Origin of the sequence: Leptothoe sp. LEGE 181152 (assembly GCF_032906605.1) — a bacterium.
In the GTDB taxonomy this organism is placed as follows: Bacteria; Cyanobacteriota; Cyanobacteriia; order Phormidesmidales; family Phormidesmidaceae; genus Leptothoe; species Leptothoe turfae.
Window position 1 is genome coordinate 24,269 of sequence record NZ_JASATU010000024.1, and the last position, 17,501, is coordinate 41,769.

The following is a 17,501-nucleotide window of genomic DNA, read 5'->3' on the forward strand; positions in this document are numbered from 1 at the left end:
AGTCCATGGCTGAATTTGCGGGAATTGTTATTAGACAGGTCTTTATGTATGACTGACACCTAGGCTGGATCAAGGGCTATGGATTTTGCAGTTCTAAACGCCTGATACAGGCTGCCTACAAATACGGTGCATGCGGTCAGTTTACAAAATTCTTCAAGGACCCCAAGCGCAGTTTGCATAATCAGGCCCATATCCATACCCAGTAGGAAAGCTAGAATATCGGGTCGATTGGTTAACAGATCTAAAAAGACCATCGCGAAAAGAAAGGCAAAACCAGTCAGCAACAGCGGCAGCACATTTCTGTAGCGTTTCATCTCAGCACGATAGCGATAGACTAAGCCAGCGGCAGCCATACCGTATAAACCGACAATGACATCATCAATGCGGTCGGTAATCGCATTTTCCTCGATACCTAAAATACCGTGGAGCCAGATATCGAACCGTTCGTGAATCTCCATATGCTCATCGGCGGCCAAAAAGACAAACCCCATAGCGATGATCAACCACACGAAGGCAGGGGAACGCCAACTCCAATTTTTTCTAGAGCGTCTGATATACACCCCCATGGATAGGAGGGCAATGGCTATCAGATACGCGGTTGATAGGGAGGTAATAAAACTCTCCTCATTAAAATAAGCGCGTACATTGCCTTTATTGATACCGGTCCATACCGCCAGCACGACCACCAGGGTGTTGATTGTTAAGAGAATTTTTAACAGCCACCCAGTATGGGATTTGTCCTTAGACAAGTCGGACGTGATCGAGGATACAGAAAGTTTCACGTTAAGCTTGCGCTCCTACATCTGTCAGCACTGACAAACGGCAGCAAACAGTGAAGCAAGATCACATAGCCGCTGCGTTTGTCTGCTTTGGTAAAGATTAGTTTAACGCAAGGTTAACCAGTTTAATGTGAGGTTAACAATCGGTGTGGTTAGATTTAGGTAACCCAAGCTGTCAGAGCTTAATACTTATAACTAGAGCGTTTAACTAGAGCGTTAACCCAAGCTGTCGCATACCTGTTCAATGCTTTGAACGCTGCCTGGATTAATCAAGCCGTGGTAATTAAAGGGGTATACCTGATCTGACTGCACCGCTGTTAGCTGACTCCAGAATGGATCGGTTTTCAGTTGGGCAATCTCTTTGTCAAGTCCGCCGCCAGCATCAATAAACAATAGCTGCTGTGGGTTCAGTTCTAAGATCTTCTCTGGGGATAGGGTAATGTAGCCCTGAAATTCGCTTTGACCAGGCAAGTCAGCGGTCAGATTCTGAACATTAAACTGTTGTAGAAAGTCCCCAGCCCAGCTTTCACTGTTGGGGGATAACAACGGTTCTCGACTGGCGAGCACAATGGCTGTGGGTCCGCTATCATCAGCCTTGGCCAGGCAAGCATCGTAGCGTTCCAGCAGCGCTGTAGGATCTGCATTCAGCTGGGTGGCTAAGCCCTGGGTCATTGCTTTAAGGCTATCCCACCCTTTAATGTCGACGGATAACACATTGATGTCTAGATCCGTAAGCCGCTCCAGGGTTCGGTCATGGAATCCGGTAGCGCCAATCACCAGGTCGGGTTTTAATGCCACAATTTTTTCCAGGTCGGGCTCGGTGCGACCGCTGCTCACGGTGGTTAATCCTTCAAAACGGGGATCGTTACTGAGCAACGGACTACCGGGAATGCCCACCAGGCTATCGGCGGCTAAGCTATGGACAATGTCGGCACTGATGGAGGTGAGGGCAACAATTGTTGGGATTGTTGGGGCGGTGGTTTCAGGAGAGGCGGTGGTCTCGGGGGCTGGGGTGTTGGATGGGGGGGAAGCGCTGGGGCCGCAGGAGGCAAGACCCATGGGGATGGGGGCGATCGCAAACACCCCCCATCGTCTCCACCGCTGTCCCATAGTTTTTTCGCTCATGTCTCTTCTCCTAATACACCAATGAATGATTGTTGCCTCAGGCAGCATGCCCAGATACCTGGTACATTGCTACCCTGGCTCAAAACTGCCAGGTCACACCAGCCTGAAGGTTTAACCCTGGCTGCTCAAAACGAGCCCGCCTTAAATTAAATAAACTGTCATTGCTATCTAAAAAGCGCACGTCAGAATAGCGCTCGTAGTCCGTGTCAAATAAATTGAACAATCCTAAATTAAAGGTCAGATTAGGATTGATTTGATAATAGCCAATCAGATCAAACACTGAGTAAGCATCGGGGACGAAGGGATCCTGGTCGGCCTCGGGTTCAAACCCTTCCCCCCTGGCTTCACCCACAAAGGTACTGACCAATTCTGCACCCCAGCGCTGATTGGGCGAGCTATAGCGCAATCCTAAGACGGCCTCAATCGGGTCTACAGTAGATAGCGGTTCATCAGAGGTAAGATTGTTGCCCTCAGTCCAGGATAGGGCTCCGAGTAAACTAAATCCTCCCTGACCTGGGGTAAATTGATACTCTGCTTTTGCTTCTACACCATAGGTCTCTACATCATCAATGTTGACGTTTTGAAAGACCAATAGGGGGCGACCGCCGCTAAATTCGGTATCCACCAACTGGTTGTCAATAAAGTCGTTGTACCGATTATAGAAACCGGCCAAGCTAACGTTAAATTTCGAAAAATTTCCCCGCATGCCCACTTCAAAACTGTTGCTGGTCTCTGCCTCCAGGTCAGGGTTGGGCTCCGTACGGTAGCCAAATATTTGATTGGTAAAACCGCTGTTGATCTCGTCATACTGCGGTGCCCGAAAACCGCGCGCATAGCGACCGTAAAAGCTAAGGGTATCCGTTGGCTGATAGACCAGGGCCAGGGTGGGAGAGAATGAACTATCGCTAAAGTCCGTTGCCGTTGCCCCATTGCGCTCAAAGTCTTCATCAATGGAAATGTTCAGGTCGTAATAGTCATAACGTAGGCCGGGAATAACGCTAAAGGTGCCATCGCCAAACTCAATTTCATCCTGGAGATAAACTCCCACCCTGAAGGTATCTGAGTTGGGATAGTCCCGGGTGGGAAAATCGTCAGGAATAGCATTTTGGGTGGTATCCCCCGTAATCAGGTTGGTTTGAACGCGCTCCCGGGGACGGGCATTAAAGGTGTTAGAAATATCCACACCGTAGGTTAGACGGTGGTCGGTCTTTCCCCAGTCAAAATCACTGCGCAGTTGCACATCACCGCCAAACACCTGATCCACAAAGCGGTTTTCACTCACGCGCAATGTTGGAAATCGCTGAAATGTTCTAAAGTCAAATCCCAACAGCTCCCGCTCGTTCTCTTCTTGGGTGCGAGAGTCTTGAAAGTAAAGGCGCGCCCGCGCAAAATCTAAGAACGCATCACTTTCGGCATTGTCATAGTTATAGGCCAAACTTAACCGGGTGCGATTCGTATCGACCTCTTCCTCAAATCGTGTGGTTGTACCTGTAATCAAAGGCAAATTTTCATCCGATGTGGTGGTGTCGACGTCGTTATCAAACACCTCCACCGTAAAGTCGACGGCGCTGCTTTCATCCAGGTTATAAACCAGTTTGCCCAGTAGGCTGTTGCGTTGGCTATCTTGGTCATCACCCAGGTTTTCAGCTTCAGAACCATCACGGCGAGAATAGGCTAACAGCGTGTCAATATTGTCAAAGCGATTGATCTGCACAAACGTGCTGGTAAATCCAGTGTTACGGCTATCAAAATTGGTTGAAGCCGTGGCAGCTGAGTCACGACCGACGGCTTCAATCAGCTCGGTGGGATCCAGGGTAAAATAGCTGACTGTTCCACCTAACGCATCACTGCCATATAGGGTGGAGGCTGGCCCCCGCAGAATTTCAGCCGTGCGGAGAATTTCTGTATCAAAATAATCTCGGCCTAAATTAAATCCCTGGCCAACGGTGACGGCATCCCCAAATTGGAAGGCCGATGGCAGTCGAATATCATCCACCTGAATGAGAATGCGATTGCCATCGATACCGCGAATATTAAAGTCCTGGAGGCCAAACTGGAGATTGTTGCCAACTGATACCCCAGGCTCATAACGAATCAGGTCAGAAATATCGCGAATCAGGCGACGATTGACATCATCGGCGTCAATCACTGTGACCGTGGCAGGCGCTGCCTGAATCGTGCGGGGGGTACGGGTGCCTGTGACGGTAATGCGCAGCAGACCATCATCATCATTATCGATAAGTTCTTCCGATTCTTCTGATTCCTCAGACGATTCTCCCTGAGCCATAAATATCGCCTCTGATGTGATTGCAAATGAGGACTTAACTGCTTGTCTACAAAAAGATTCAGCGTTTTCTGAGGTGGCTAAATAGTCACATCTATTACTAGCTTGAGCAGTGCTATTGAGAGCTATTAGAATGACAAAAAAAGGGATATTAAAAAGAAAAAATCTCAATAAGCGCATAGGGTTCATTTCAGAAGAAGGAATTGATTGAAAAGCTAAGCAATAAACCGAGAAGCAAAGACCGTGAGCCTGGTTGACCTTAATTAATGGCGTTTGAGGCTAGTTCGGTGGTTTTGCTGGGTGGGGTGTGAGAGGTTGCTGCCAGGGGACAAATCTGTGGGCCGACGGGGGTGTCTAAAATGGCCACATCCACATCAAATGCCTGGGTCACAATGTCGGGGGTGAGGGTGTCATGGACTGAGCCAATGGCCCATAGCTTGCCCTGGCGCATAAAGGCCAGCCGATCGCTGTAGCGAGCCGCCAGATTAATGTCGTGTAATACGGTGATGATGGCTAGCTGTTCTTGTTGATTGAGCTGCTTGAGTAACTCTAAAAGCTGTAGCTGATAGTGGATATCTAAATAGGTGGTGGGTTCATCCAGCAGCAATACCCTGGGTTGCTGGGCCAGGGCCAGGGCTAAAAAGGCTCGCTGTCGTTGACCGCCAGACAAATTGGCAACGGGCTCGTGGCGATACTGGTCCATGTCAGTCCAAATCAGGGCCTGGTCGATGTGTTGATGGTCACGGCTGGTGAGATCCCACTGCCACCAGGGTTGATGGGGAGAGCGGCCCAGACTCACCAGCTGATAGACGCTGAGACCCGCTGGCAAAATCTGCTGTTGGGGCAATAAGGCCAGCTTGCGAGCCACTGCCGTGGGCGACAGATTTTGAATATCGTGACCGCTGAGCAAAATAGAGCCCTGTTGAGGGGAGAGAATGCGACCAAACAATCGCAGCAGGGTGGATTTACCAGAACCGTTGGCCCCCAGGATACTAAGCCATTCGCCCTGATGCAGGGTTAAATTTACCTGTTCAACAATTGCTTTGTTGCCATAGCCGCCCTGTAGACCCTGTGCCTCTAAAACCATGGCTAACCCCTCGTAATCGATCCACTACGACGATACAGCAGCCACATAAATACAGGGGCTCCCATAATGGAGGTGACAATACCCACCGGCAGTTCAATGGGGCCTAGGCGGGCTAGCAAATCGGCGCTGCAAAGCACCAGGGCACCCCCAATGGCGGAAAAGGGCAACACCAGTCGGTAATCGTTACCCACCAACAGTCGGACACCGTGGGGCACGAGCAAACCAACAAAGCCCACTAACCCGGCAATGCTGACGGCTCCTGCGGTGAGTAGGGTGGCAACTGCGCCAATGAGCAGTCGCGATCGCACCAATGACGACCCCAGTCCAACAGCTAAATCATCCCCCAGGCTTAACAGGTTCACCTGGCGTGCCAACAAGCACCCCGCCAGTAAACCCACCACTAAACTAGGGCTGACAATGGTTAACTCCTGCCAGCCACGACCATTGAGGCTGCCGGTCAACCAGGTCAGTGCCGCCTGTACCCGACCGTCCGCAGATAGCAATAGCAGCATGGTTTGTAACGCGGCAAATAATGTACTGGTGGCAACACCCCCCAGAATCAGCCGCTCCACTGAGATTTCCCCCTTGGTTTTAGCCAGACCAAACACAATGGCCATGGCGATCACCGATCCCAGCCAGGCCCCCAGCGGCAACCAAATATCCCAGATATTAAGGCCCACGATCAGCACAGCGGCTAACCCAGCACCAGAGGAGATCCCCAGCAAAAAGGGGCTAGCCAGTCCATTGCGCAACATGCCCTGGAGTAATGCGCCAGCCATGCCCAGGGCTGAACCGACCACAATGGCCATCAACACCCTGGGCAGTCGCAGGTCCCAGACGATGGTTTGGTTAATGCTGCTACCTTCTCTGCTGAGGGCGGCCCACACCTCTGGTTGCGTCAGAGCAACCGAGCCGAAGGATAAGGATATTGCGATCGCTAACAACAGCCCTAAGACCAGCATTAAACTCACCAGCACTACCTTGTAGCGTCGCCGATGAGGCACTGGCCATGCCTTGGTTAGATGTGTTTTCGAACGAACTGAACCCATGTCCGCCATACTACTTGCAATTAAGCCCATTAAAAATGAGCAATAAATACGGGTAATTACTTAGAAGAATCATTCTATTAATGACAATAGATGTCAAGTATATTTAATTACATAAAGAAAAATATCCATTCAGAGCCCATACTAGTAACGCTTTATCAGGTGGCCGTTTACTATCTTCTTTAAATTAAAAAGAATCTTTCTCAATAACTTGATTTTGATATATACTCGATAAAACAGGAGCTTAATTGCAAATGAAAGTCAATTAAGTAGGGATTCGTCCGGGAGACTACATCTGCGTCATCTTGTGGTCTCCACTTTTTTTAGATGCGAACGTCTCAGGGGGAATGTCAAGTCTGCTCAACGTAAGCCAGAAATAATGCCTTTAAGCTGTCTTTGTTCTCCTCTCACTAGACAGCTTTTTCTTGTCAACCCTGGCCAGGGCTGCCCAACTCTCCATGGGCTACAGGTTGTTCCCTCTAAATACAGTGCGGAAACAGAATGCGGAGACAGGCTATATGTAAAGAAGTGCAAAAAGTTATCAGTTACTAGTTGCAAGAACGTTGAACCCTATTGGTTTTCTTTGTTGCCTAAATTTAGAACAACAAGAGCAGACTACGCAGTGGGACATCTCAGGTGTTCAGGCTAGTTGCCATTAATTACTAGCTATTGTTTAACGGTGCCTGCTGCGCCATGGTGCAGCAGGCGCTACTGTGTAGGAGATAGCTCAAACGCAACAAAACAGCTATCTAACGTTAGCTTCGCTAAGGAGATTGAATAATGGCTCATGCAACTGTTAAGAGAGTTTCACCCACACAAACTGCACCCCGGCAAGCCAACTGCACTGCCTGTTTAAGTCGCAATTGTCCTATGGCTGGTGCTGCAGAGTATCCAGTACAGTTTTGCAATAGCTATCGGCAGGCCAACTGTTATTTCTGTGACAAGTCGGATTGTGCCCTAAATGGCTCGCTAGATTCTCCTGTCATGGCGTGTGATCAGTTTGTGCCCATCGCTATTTAAGCTGTTGGCAAGCTCTTGATTAAGCTCAGTCACTAAAGACATTTATTGCTTTAGCTAACCATTAGCCCGCACTATGCGGGCTTTTCTTGTGTGAAGGATTATCTGTTGTTCCCCATAAATACAATGCGGAGACAGACCATGCATAAAGAATTGTAACAAGTTATCAGATGCTAGTTGCAAGAACGTTGAACAAGATATTTTTTACTTTTTTCCTAAAGTAAGAACGAAAAGAGGTTGACTAGTGTTTTGTCACCTTTTAATGGGTTAGAGATGAATTCTAGTTGCCATTAGTTACTAGCTATTGTTTAACGGTGCCTGCTGCGCCATGGTGCAGCAGGCGCTACTGTATAGGAGATAGCTCAAACGCAACAAAACAGCTATCTAACGTTAGCTTCGCTAAGGAGATTGAATAATGACTCATGCAACTGTTGAGAGAGTTTCCCCCACACAAACTGCACCCCGGCAAGCCAACTGCACTGCCTGTTTAAGTCGCAATTGTCCTATGGCTGGTGCTGCAGAGTATCCAGTACAGTTTTGCAATAGCTACCGGCAGGCCAACTGTTATTTCTGTGACAAGTCAGATTGTGCCCTAAATGGTTCGCTAGATTCTCCTGTCATGGCGTGTGATCAGTTTGTGCCCATCGCTATTTAAGCTGTTGACAAGCTCTTGATTAAGCTCAGTCACTAAAGACATTTATTGCTTTAGCTAACCATTGGCCCGCATGATGCGGGCTTTTTTTTGTAAAACCCCTGACCAAAATGACCCGTTAATTTTAGATACTATTCCAAATTTGCTGACATTAATTCACATTTACAAAAGAGATGACTGGCCGTCAGATCACCTGAGAAGTATTGAGGATACACCACAAGGGCACATGTCAATGCTCCCTATAAAACACTGGTATCTTAAGGAAAACAACATCCTGAGTAACATCTAGTCACATAAGTATAGTGTTTTGCAAGGGTTTGTTAAAGTATGCCATAGTAGTAAAAGTACCTAGGAAATCTCTGCTACTTATTAAGAATGCTTCTCGTTTTTGTTCGCTGCACCTGCCTGTTAACGCTAATGATCATCCCCAAAACAAGGTGGTCATTACTAGATTTCAAGGGCACGGACCTTTAGGACCTAATAAGACAATCTCGTGTTAGTTAAAACAGTTTAATTGTTACCCTCAGCCAGCAGAGTGATGTCTGACAGTATCCATAACACTAATAACGGCTGGAATGTTACCTATATCGGTGGCACAGCTGATTTGCAAGAGCCTCCTTCAGACACCGAGATGTCTGAGCCTGGTCATGGCTCCCGTTTGCCACTTGCCATGGCTACGGTGGGGGATCGGGTGTGGATTGCCCAACTTAACGGAGGGCAATCGATGGTTCGTCGCCTAACAGAGGTGGGGATTGTGCCAGGAAAGGAAATTACCGTCGCAAGTCGAACAGGCAGTGGATCAGTAGTTGTTGCCCTGCAAGGATGTCGGATTGGGTTGGGGGCTGGTATGGCCCACCGGGTCATGGTGACAACGGCAAACACAACTAACGGGGCTGTATCTCGGCAGCCCACACAGTCAATTAATGGAGAGAATGACATGACGTCAGAGATCGCTAGTTTAACGTTAAGTGATTTAAAGGTGGGGCAGTCAGGGCGTGTTCTAGGCTATCAGCCTGGCAGCCAAACCTATCGCGGCAAGCTCCTGTCTATGGGATTAACACCGGGTGCCCAGTTTGTGGTTGTTCGCCAGGCTCCGATGGGAGACCCCATGGAAATTAATGTGCGAGGGATGCATCTGAGCCTGCGTAAAGGAGAAGCAGCTGTTCTACAAGTCGAAGTCATTGAGGTGGAGGAGGAATGCCATGGATAACTTGACCATTGCCCTATTGGGAAACCCAAACTGTGGCAAAACAACTTTGTTTAACGCCCTAACTGGAGCCAACCAGCATGTGGGTAATTGGCCAGGGGTGACTGTAGATCGCAAAGAAGGGTGCTATCAATATGGTGGGAAGACCATCAATGTGGTTGACCTGCCAGGTATTTACGCCATCGACACCAGTGATGATGGTAACTCTATCGATGAAACAATTGCCTGTAACTATTTGCTCTCGGAGCAAGCCCAGGTTGTCGTCAATATTTTAGATAGCTCAAACCTGGAGCGTAACCTTTATCTGACAACACAAATTTTGGAAATGGGGCTACCGTTGATAGTCGCATTAAATATGACGGATGTGGCGTCAGACCAGGGTGCCCAGGTAAATGCTACCCTGCTGTCACAGCGGTTGGGCTGTCCAGTAATCCCCATGGTGGCCTCTAAAGAACAGGGCATAGATGACCTGCGCCGTTGTTTAGATACCTTTCTCACCTCCCCATACTTGCCTGAGTCCCAGGTGGTTTACCCGTCCTTGATCGAATCGGCGGTGACGGAGCTGCTGCCAATGGTAGAGTCCCATGGGCGTTGGTCGGTCCTAAAACTTTTGGAATATGATGACGCGGCTGTGCCGAATATCTCTTCAGCTGTTCTACAGCGGGTGTCAGAGCATCGTCACCGTATCCATCAGGTGTTAGGCGAAGATATTGATATTGTGGTGGCCGATGGGCGCTATAGCTATGTCCATCGGTTAGTGGGTGATGTGGTTAGCCAGCCGCAAAATCTTGGTGTTACCACATCCGATAAGATTGACCAAGTGGTGTTAAACCGCTGGCTAGGCATCCCTATTTTCCTGGGGGTGATGTATCTGTTGTTTATGGTGGCTATCAATGTTGGTAGCGCCTTTATCGACTTTTTTGACATTCTCTTTGGCACCGTGTTTGTTGACGGTCTGGGCCATTTATTAGCCGCTATTGGTATGCCGGAAGTGGTCCAGGTTGTATTGGCAGACGGCATGGGAGGGGGCATTCAAACGGTGGCCACCTTTATCCCAGTGATTGGCTGTTTGTTTTTATGCTTAGCATTTCTAGAAGACAGCGGCTACATGGCACGGGCTGCATTTGTGATGGATCGCTTTATGCGATTTGTTGGGCTACCGGGTAAATCGTTTGTGCCCATGTTAGTGGGATTTGGCTGTAATGTGCCTGCGATTATGGCCACGCGCACCTTGGAGAGTCGCCGCGATCGCATCCTCACTATTTTAATGAATCCGTTTATGTCCTGCGGTGCACGACTGCCGGTGTATGCCCTATTTGCCGCTGCCTTTTTCCCCAGGGCTGGGCAGAATATTGTGTTTTTGCTGTACCTGGTGGGGATGGCCATGGCGATCATCACTGGGCTGATCATGAAATACACCCTGCTGAAGGGAGAGGCCAATCCATTTGTGATGGAGCTGCCCACCTATCATGTGCCCACATTCAAAGGGGTGCTACTGCGAGCCTGGGAACGACTCAAAAGCTTTATCCTGCGGGCAGGAAAAGTAATCGTGATTATGGTGATGGTGCTGAGTCTGTTAAACACCGTTGGTGTTGATGGTTCCTTTGGCAATGAAGACAGCGAAAACTCGGTGCTCAGTTCCCTGAGTCAGGGCATCACACCAGTCTTTGCCCCCATGGGCATTAGCCAGGATAACTGGCCTGCCACCGTTGGTATTTTTACCGGAGTATTTGCCAAAGAGGCGGTTGTTGGCACCCTGGATTCTCTCTATGGCCAGCTAGGCAATGATGCGGCCATGGCCTCCGGGATAGAGGTTGAAACTGAATCGTTTGATTTCTGGGGGAATATCGGAGAGGCTTTTGCCACTATTCCCGCCAACCTGGCTGATCTTTCCGGTACCTTTTTAGACCCTCTAGGTCTGGCGGTCGGTGATGTTAGTAGCCTTGAGGCAGCAGCCGACGAACAAGAGGTGACCTACACCACCTTTGGTCAAATGGTGCTGCGGTTTGACGGTCGGGTGGCCGCTTTTGCTTACCTGTTGTTTGTGTTGATGTACTTCCCTTGTGTTGCAGCCATGGGAGCTGTGTATCGGGAAACCAATGCTGGATGGACCGCGTTTGTGGGTCTCTGGACCACGGGGTTAGCCTATTGGTCCGCCGTAGCCTATTACCAGGTCATGACCTTTAGCCAGCATCCCCGTAGTGCGTTGGCCTGGATTGTGGGATTGGGAGTTGTTGCGATCGCAACCATAGTCATCATGAGACTCTCTTCACGAACCAAACGGCGACGACGACTTACCCTTGAGGGTCAGTAAACTACAGAAGAGGGAGCGATGGAGTCATCTATCGCTCCCTCTAGTGGTCTTAAACAAGCTACGTCTCATATGAATCGAACCTCACAATGCTCAAGGATATCCAGACTTACATTGCTCAAAAACACACAGTCTCCATGGCGGATCTAGCGCTGCACTTTCATACGGATAGTTATGCGCTCCAGCCAATGCTCCAAAAACTGAGACGCAAGGGACGTATTCAAGAACTGCCGATGCCGATAAAATGTTGTGGTTGCACAGCCTGTTCCCAAGATAGCCTCAAGCTTTATGAATGGATAGGCAATACCGACAGACCTCAGTGCAAAGCCGATTCTGTTGCTTTGCACACCTGTACTAAAACATGACAATTGTCATTTATCCCCATGACCTGACGCCATAGTCGTGACATTAAACCCTGGATACGCTTGAACCATAGGAAGCTCCAGAGGAATTTATCAGTTATGCAAAAACGTTGGCTTGGTGCAGGTTTAATGGTGATATCCGTTGGTTTTATGGGGGGGGCTAGCCTACAGTTGTCAGCCACTGCCCAACCAGCCACTGAAGCTCAAGCTGGTTTACCTCCGTTAGTTCAGCGAGAGTTATTCTTTGCTAATCCAGAGATTACAGGGGCACAGCTATCTCCTGATGGTCAGTTTCTGGCGTTTCAAAAGCCCTTAAACGGGGTGATCAATGTTTGGGTAAAGGGCATCGATGAGCCAATGGAGGCCGCTCGCCCGGTGACAGCGGATACGGATAGCCCAATCATTGTTTACTTTTGGAGTGCCGATGGCCGCTACATTCTCTATGGTCAAGATAAAGAGGGCAATGAGAATTTCCACATTTATGCGGTTGAACCCGGTTCGTTGCATGAGACTGTTCCGACAGCCCGTAATTTAACCCCCATTGAGGGTATTGCGGCTCAAATTTATGCGGTCCCTAAGCAAACGCCTAATCAAATTATTGTGGGTCTTAACGATCGCAATCCGCAGTTCCATGATATCTATCGCTTGGACTTAACCACAGGCGAGCGCACGTTACTGCTCCAGAACGACGACAATATTGGCTCTTGGACAACGGATTTAGCTGGTAATGTGCGTTTGGGGTACCGTCAGACCCTGGATCGAGGAACTGAGATTTTAGCGGTGGACGACAATGGATTAACCCCTGTCTATACCTGTCGTATTGAAGAAACCTGTATTCCGTTGCGATTTCACCCAGATGGACAACAGGTGTATCTGATGAGCAACCGCGATCAAAACTTGATCCAGTTGGAACTGCTGAATCTTGAAAACCAACAAACCCAAGTTATAGAAATCGATCCTGAAAACCAGGTAGACCTGGGGGGGGCCCTGTTTTCAGAGGCCACGGATGAGCTGATTGCCACTTACTACATTGGCGATCGCACCCGTCTCTACCCGCAAACCGAGCAGGTGGCCACTGATTTGGCATTTCTGCAGCAACAGCTGCCCGATGTGGATGTTTCGTTGCAGTCTGCGACCGAGGATGATCGGTTGGTTCTGATCACAGCCCACAGCGATGTCAATCCAGGGTCAACCTACCTGTTTGATCGCAATGCTCAATCATTGGAAAAACTATACGATGTTCGGCCAGAGCTACCAAGGGAGCACATGGCCACCATGCAGTCGATCCGCTACACCGCCCGCGATGGCCTGGAGATTCCCGCCTATTTAACCCTGCCCCAGGGGGTAGAACCTATAAACTTGCCGGTGGTGGTGCTGCCCCACGGAGGGCCTTGGGACAGGGACACATGGGGATATAACACCTTTGTTCAGTTTCTGGCTAATCGTGGCTATGGGGTGCTACAGCCTAATTTTCGCGGTTCCACGGGGTATGGCAAAGAGTTTCTCAATGCGGGGAATAACGAGTGGGGAACAGGGGCGATGCAGCACGATATCACCGATGGTGTGCAGTACCTGATTGAGGCCGGGATTGCCGATCCAGAACGGGTGGGGATTGTGGGGGGCTCCTACGGTGGGTATGCCACCCTGGCTGGATTAGCCTTTACCCCTGATATTTATGCCGCCGGTGCATCTATTGTGGGGCCGTCTAACCTGATCACCCTGTTAAACTCAATTCCCCCCTATTGGGCGTCCCTAAAAGCTACTTTTGCGTTGCGTTTGGGTGACCCCAATAACCCGAGCGATCGCAACCGGCTAGAAGCACAGTCACCCTTATTTTCCGCTGATCAGATCCAGTCACCGCTGATGGTGATTCAAGGCGCGAACGATCCCCGCGTTAAACAGGCTGAGTCCGATCAAATTGTGGTAGCCCTGCGAGATCTAGACCGACCTGTCGAATACCTGGTAGCTCCCGATGAAGGCCATGGTTTTCGGAAAGAGATTAACAATCTAGCCATGACGGCAGCCCTAGAACGATTTTTCGCCGAGCACCTGAGTGGGCGCTATCAGCCGGAGATGTCTACAGAAGTAGAGGCTCAGCTGACAGCTTTAACCGTTGATGTGGCCACTGTTACGGCAGATGCTTCCACAGAGCCTGAGGAGGTTGCCGTTGATCCCGCTGTGTATGAGCGCTATGTCGGTACCTACCAACTGTTACCTAATATGCAGCTCGACATTCGCGTAGAAGAAGAACAGCTGATCGCTCAGGCCACAGGCCAAGAATCTTTTCCCCTTTACCCTGCGTCCGAGACCCAGTTCTTTGCCCGCATCGCCGATATTTTTATTCAGTTCGATGTTTCAACAGCAGAAACCGTTAGCGGTCTGACGCTTTATCAATCAGGGCAAGAACTCGTTGCCCCCAAGGTTGAAGAGTAAACGTCATTAAAAGTGAACAATCCTGTAGGGGCACTCCCTTGTGGATGCCCTTTGACACCATAATCTGATTAATCATTAAGATATGCTTACATGAATTTTGGACTGATCAATCAATTTGTGTTGTTTAGGGCATACTCCATCTAGGGCATACTCCTTTTACTGAAAGAACTATTGCCAAGATGATTAATCATAAACATGAATGCAAGTTTCTGCCGAAAGAAACTTGCATTAGTTATGAGGAATTAAAAAAACATTCCACTTATTCAGATGCGTGGATTGCTATTAATGGGCTTGTTTACGACATTACGGATTTCATCCCCAAACACCCTTTTGGTGACACCTTTAGAGGGAATTTAGGGACAGATTGTAGCGGTTTTTTTTCGTCTGCACATGTTCGCACGAATGTAGAAAACCTCATGGAGAATGAGCATTTTTTACAGAAAAATGACATAAAACTAGTAGGCAAACTTGACGTCACCCAAGATTACTTATACAAAGATAATGACAACAAATATTTAGATAGAATCGTTTATCAGAAACTATGCAATGATGAATTTTGGTTGGAGCTAAAAGCCAAGGTCCATGAATACTTGATAGAGAATGATGAATCGACTCATTACTCTGCACATGAGGGAATTTTCTATCTTCTATACTATTCCAGTATATTTGTACTTTTATCATATTTCACCTGGATAAATTCCTCAATCTTGTCAGCGACATTACTGGGATTCCATATGGTTTGTGTGTCAGCTGGTATGTCCCATATGGTTGCGCATTTTGGCTTCACGAGAAATAAGTTACTAAATTTCGTCGCTTTGTATCTGATGGATTTGGGCGGATACTCATGTTTAGAATGGCAAATTTCTCATCAAACCCACCATAATCAACCCCATTCATCCATAGATTATCAAACTAATCAATACGCCCCCATACGTATTCATAAGTATGTAAAGCATGGTAAGTACCACAAATATCAATATATTTATTTTTGGATAGGGATTTTATTTTATCATTTTCGTGTTTTTCCCATGGGCACTATTTGGCTCATTAAAAATAGAGAGTTTGTGCGTTATAAATATGAGGTGATCGCCCATATTTTTGCCAAATTAGTCTTTCTTTCACTTATTGCTTATTGTGGATACATCAGTAGTATTTGGAATGCGCTGATTCTATTAACCATATATTCGATATCTTACTCATTTTTTGCTTTTATCTTGCTCTACAATGATCACGAAGAAACCCATAATGTTTTAGCAGTAAATGAAAATATAAATCTTTATCATAAGAAGTTTTCATGGGCTGAAACTCAAGTCAGAACATCTGGTAATTGGCATCCAACTAACTGGATACTATCCTTTATCGAATTTCATTATGGCTACTTTAATTACCACATAGAACATCATTTATTTCCGAGTTTTAAGCCAAGCTTACTGAAAAAGATAAGCCCAATCGTTAAAGGTGTATGCGACAAATATGATATTCCATACATTTCAACAACATTTTTTGAGGTTCATCGCTCATTTCAAAGGCATATCACAAAAATGGGGCTTCCCTAAAAGAGTAAAATGTGGAGCTGCTCCAGCTTAGGGGACCATCACAACTCACGCACCTCAGCACAGGATAAAAATATCGAGCACGATAGAGTTTGCCTGATGGTAAGAATATTTTTTCCCTTGAGTCCCACCTCTGCGTGAAATAATATTTTTTCCCTCGTTTCATCTGGATGTATGGTTAGATGAAGTCATTGAATGATACATTTTTTGAGTATATAAAATACTAGATTTCACCGTAAACCCGAGGGACTGAGTTAACTCAAAGAAATGTTCTTCATCGTTATGATCAAACGATGAATCGCCTATCTTATTTAAGGCTTGAACTACTGCAAAAACCTCATTTTTGTCATTTACTATAGGTAAACAGAGGATATTTCGGGTGAGACAACCCGTATCACGATCAACTTGAGGATTAAATCTTGCATCATTGTAGGGATCCTCAATATTCAAAATTTCCCCCGTTGTGGCCACATATCCTGCAATGCCAGAATCTATAGGGATTTCAATACTGATTAACTGATCATCTTTGCCGCGCGCATTTTTTGACCACAAAATTTTGCGACTATGATCAACTACAAAAAAGGTGACTTGTTCAGCTTGAAGCAATTGAGCAATTTTTAATGAAATCGCCTGGAAAGTAATTTGAAGCTTAGAGTTAAAGGATTGATCTCTAAGCAGATTCATTGAACTCACGACTTGTTCTAATTCGTGATTGAGTTTATTTAGAAAATCAGAGAATTGAGATGCAGATAGAGGAGAGATTAGGTTATTAATCGCATTAACATCTGTTTCTAAAATAAATGACGTCAGGTTGCTTAAACCAAGCAAAAACTCACCTTTAGAAATAGACAAACGTCCATCTTCCAAACTAATAATACGATCAGCAATATCTAAAATACGGTTATCATGCGTCACTAAAATAATTGTGCAACCTTGCTGCTTTGCCAATTGTTGCATCAGTTCTACAACTTCACGCCCTGTGTGTCCATCGAGAGAGGCTGTGGGTTCATCGGCTAAAATGACTTGAGGTTTATTAACCAATGCACGAGCAATGGCAACCCGTTGCTTTTGTCCTCCTGATAGTTGCTCGGGGCGTGAGTATAGGTGTTTTCCTAAACCCACTGCCTCTAGCGCAGCTTTTGCTTGGGCTTTGGATCTCTTGGCTGAAATTGGATATAGTGCTGCCGCCATTTCGACATTTTTGATGGCGTTTAGAGAGCTTAATAGATTATGGTCCTGAAAAATGAAGCCAATTTGGCGACGAATTTTCTCTAAACGACCATGACTGACCCCTCTCATTTCCTGCCCTAAGACTTGCAAACTGCCTTCCTGAACAGTTCGTAATCCGCCCATTAAGGTGAGTAATGTCGTTTTACCAGACCCAGAAGGTCCTGTCATAATGACAATCTCCCCCGCCTGAATCTCAAGGTATATATCAAATAATATTTGTCGGCGAAGACGTCCTGCACCGTAATAATGGCTTAGCTGATTGGCGACAATGGTGGATTCTAATGCCATTGCTTTTAGTACTTCAGAATTGTGGTAAATGCCTACGCAAAATTAAATCTACTCATACAACTTGCCGAAGGTAGTGGAGATTACTGAAAGAGTCAATGGGGCGCTTTTATTTTGGGCTCTAATGGTT

Annotated in this window: 13 protein-coding genes; 7 read left to right on the plus strand and 6 right to left on the minus strand. The window is 47.3% G+C overall.

What is annotated here, in order from left to right:
• Window positions 1–59: 59 nt before the first annotated feature.
• The 5 genes from QGP82_RS14215 to QGP82_RS14235 all read right to left on the minus strand — a co-directional run bounded on the left by QGP82_RS14215 (window position 60) and on the right by QGP82_RS14235 (window position 6,324).
• A complete protein-coding gene (locus QGP82_RS14215) occupies window positions 60–782 on the minus strand; it encodes a DUF8692 domain-containing protein (RefSeq protein ID WP_499059771.1) in 723 nt (240 codons plus the stop codon).
• Between the two features lie 213 nt (window positions 783–995).
• Window positions 996–1,904 (minus strand): ABC transporter substrate-binding protein, encoded by a 909-nt coding sequence (locus tag QGP82_RS14220; protein WP_499059772.1) that lies wholly within the window; start codon window positions 1,902–1,904, stop codon window positions 996–998.
• A 79-nt stretch (window positions 1,905–1,983) separates the two neighbouring features.
• Window positions 1,984–4,191 carry a TonB-dependent hemoglobin/transferrin/lactoferrin family receptor gene (locus QGP82_RS14225; RefSeq protein ID WP_499059774.1) on the minus strand — a complete coding sequence of 736 codons (2,208 nt, stop codon included), beginning with the start codon at window positions 4,189–4,191 and terminating at the stop codon, window positions 1,984–1,986.
• Window positions 4,192–4,447: 256 nt separating this feature from the next.
• Window positions 4,448–5,275 carry an ABC transporter ATP-binding protein gene (locus QGP82_RS14230; protein ID WP_499059775.1) on the minus strand — a complete coding sequence of 276 codons (828 nt, stop codon included), beginning with the start codon at window positions 5,273–5,275 and terminating at the stop codon, window positions 4,448–4,450.
• A gap of 2 nt (window positions 5,276–5,277) precedes the next feature.
• Complete coding sequence (locus QGP82_RS14235; protein ID WP_499059777.1) at window positions 5,278–6,324, minus strand: FecCD family ABC transporter permease; 1,047 nt, start codon at window positions 6,322–6,324, stop codon at window positions 5,278–5,280.
• Between the two features lie 777 nt (window positions 6,325–7,101).
• Between QGP82_RS14235 and QGP82_RS14240 the strand changes: the two genes are divergently transcribed.
• The 7 genes from QGP82_RS14240 to QGP82_RS14270 all read left to right on the plus strand — a co-directional run bounded on the left by QGP82_RS14240 (window position 7,102) and on the right by QGP82_RS14270 (window position 15,859).
• Window positions 7,102–7,341 (plus strand): hypothetical protein, encoded by a 240-nt coding sequence (locus QGP82_RS14240; protein ID WP_006514548.1) that lies wholly within the window; start codon window positions 7,102–7,104, stop codon window positions 7,339–7,341.
• Between the two features lie 412 nt (window positions 7,342–7,753).
• Window positions 7,754–7,993, plus strand: coding sequence for a hypothetical protein (locus QGP82_RS14245; RefSeq protein WP_163696493.1), 240 nt, complete (start codon window positions 7,754–7,756; stop codon window positions 7,991–7,993).
• 535 nt (window positions 7,994–8,528) lie between these two features.
• A complete protein-coding gene (locus QGP82_RS14250) occupies window positions 8,529–9,200 on the plus strand; it encodes a FeoA family protein (RefSeq protein ID WP_163696495.1) in 672 nt (223 codons plus the stop codon).
• Window positions 9,193–11,511 (plus strand): Fe(2+) transporter permease subunit FeoB, encoded by a 2,319-nt coding sequence (gene feoB / locus QGP82_RS14255; RefSeq protein WP_499059780.1) that lies wholly within the window; start codon window positions 9,193–9,195, stop codon window positions 11,509–11,511. Before QGP82_RS14250 ends, feoB begins: the two co-directional genes overlap by 8 nt.
• 86 nt (window positions 11,512–11,597) lie before the next feature.
• Window positions 11,598–11,873 (plus strand): FeoC-like transcriptional regulator, encoded by a 276-nt coding sequence (locus QGP82_RS14260; RefSeq protein WP_163667118.1) that lies wholly within the window; start codon window positions 11,598–11,600, stop codon window positions 11,871–11,873.
• A 96-nt stretch (window positions 11,874–11,969) separates the two neighbouring features.
• Complete coding sequence (locus tag QGP82_RS14265) at window positions 11,970–14,303, plus strand: alpha/beta fold hydrolase (protein ID WP_499059782.1); 2,334 nt, start codon at window positions 11,970–11,972, stop codon at window positions 14,301–14,303.
• A gap of 179 nt (window positions 14,304–14,482) precedes the next feature.
• A complete protein-coding gene (locus QGP82_RS14270) occupies window positions 14,483–15,859 on the plus strand; it encodes a fatty acid desaturase (protein ID WP_499059784.1) in 1,377 nt (458 codons plus the stop codon).
• 159 nt (window positions 15,860–16,018) lie between these two features.
• On the opposite strand, the gene QGP82_RS14275 is transcribed toward QGP82_RS14270, so the two are convergent.
• Window positions 16,019–17,374, minus strand: coding sequence for an ATP-binding cassette domain-containing protein (locus QGP82_RS14275; protein ID WP_499059786.1), 1,356 nt, complete (start codon window positions 17,372–17,374; stop codon window positions 16,019–16,021).
• Window positions 17,375–17,501 lie beyond the last annotated feature (127 nt).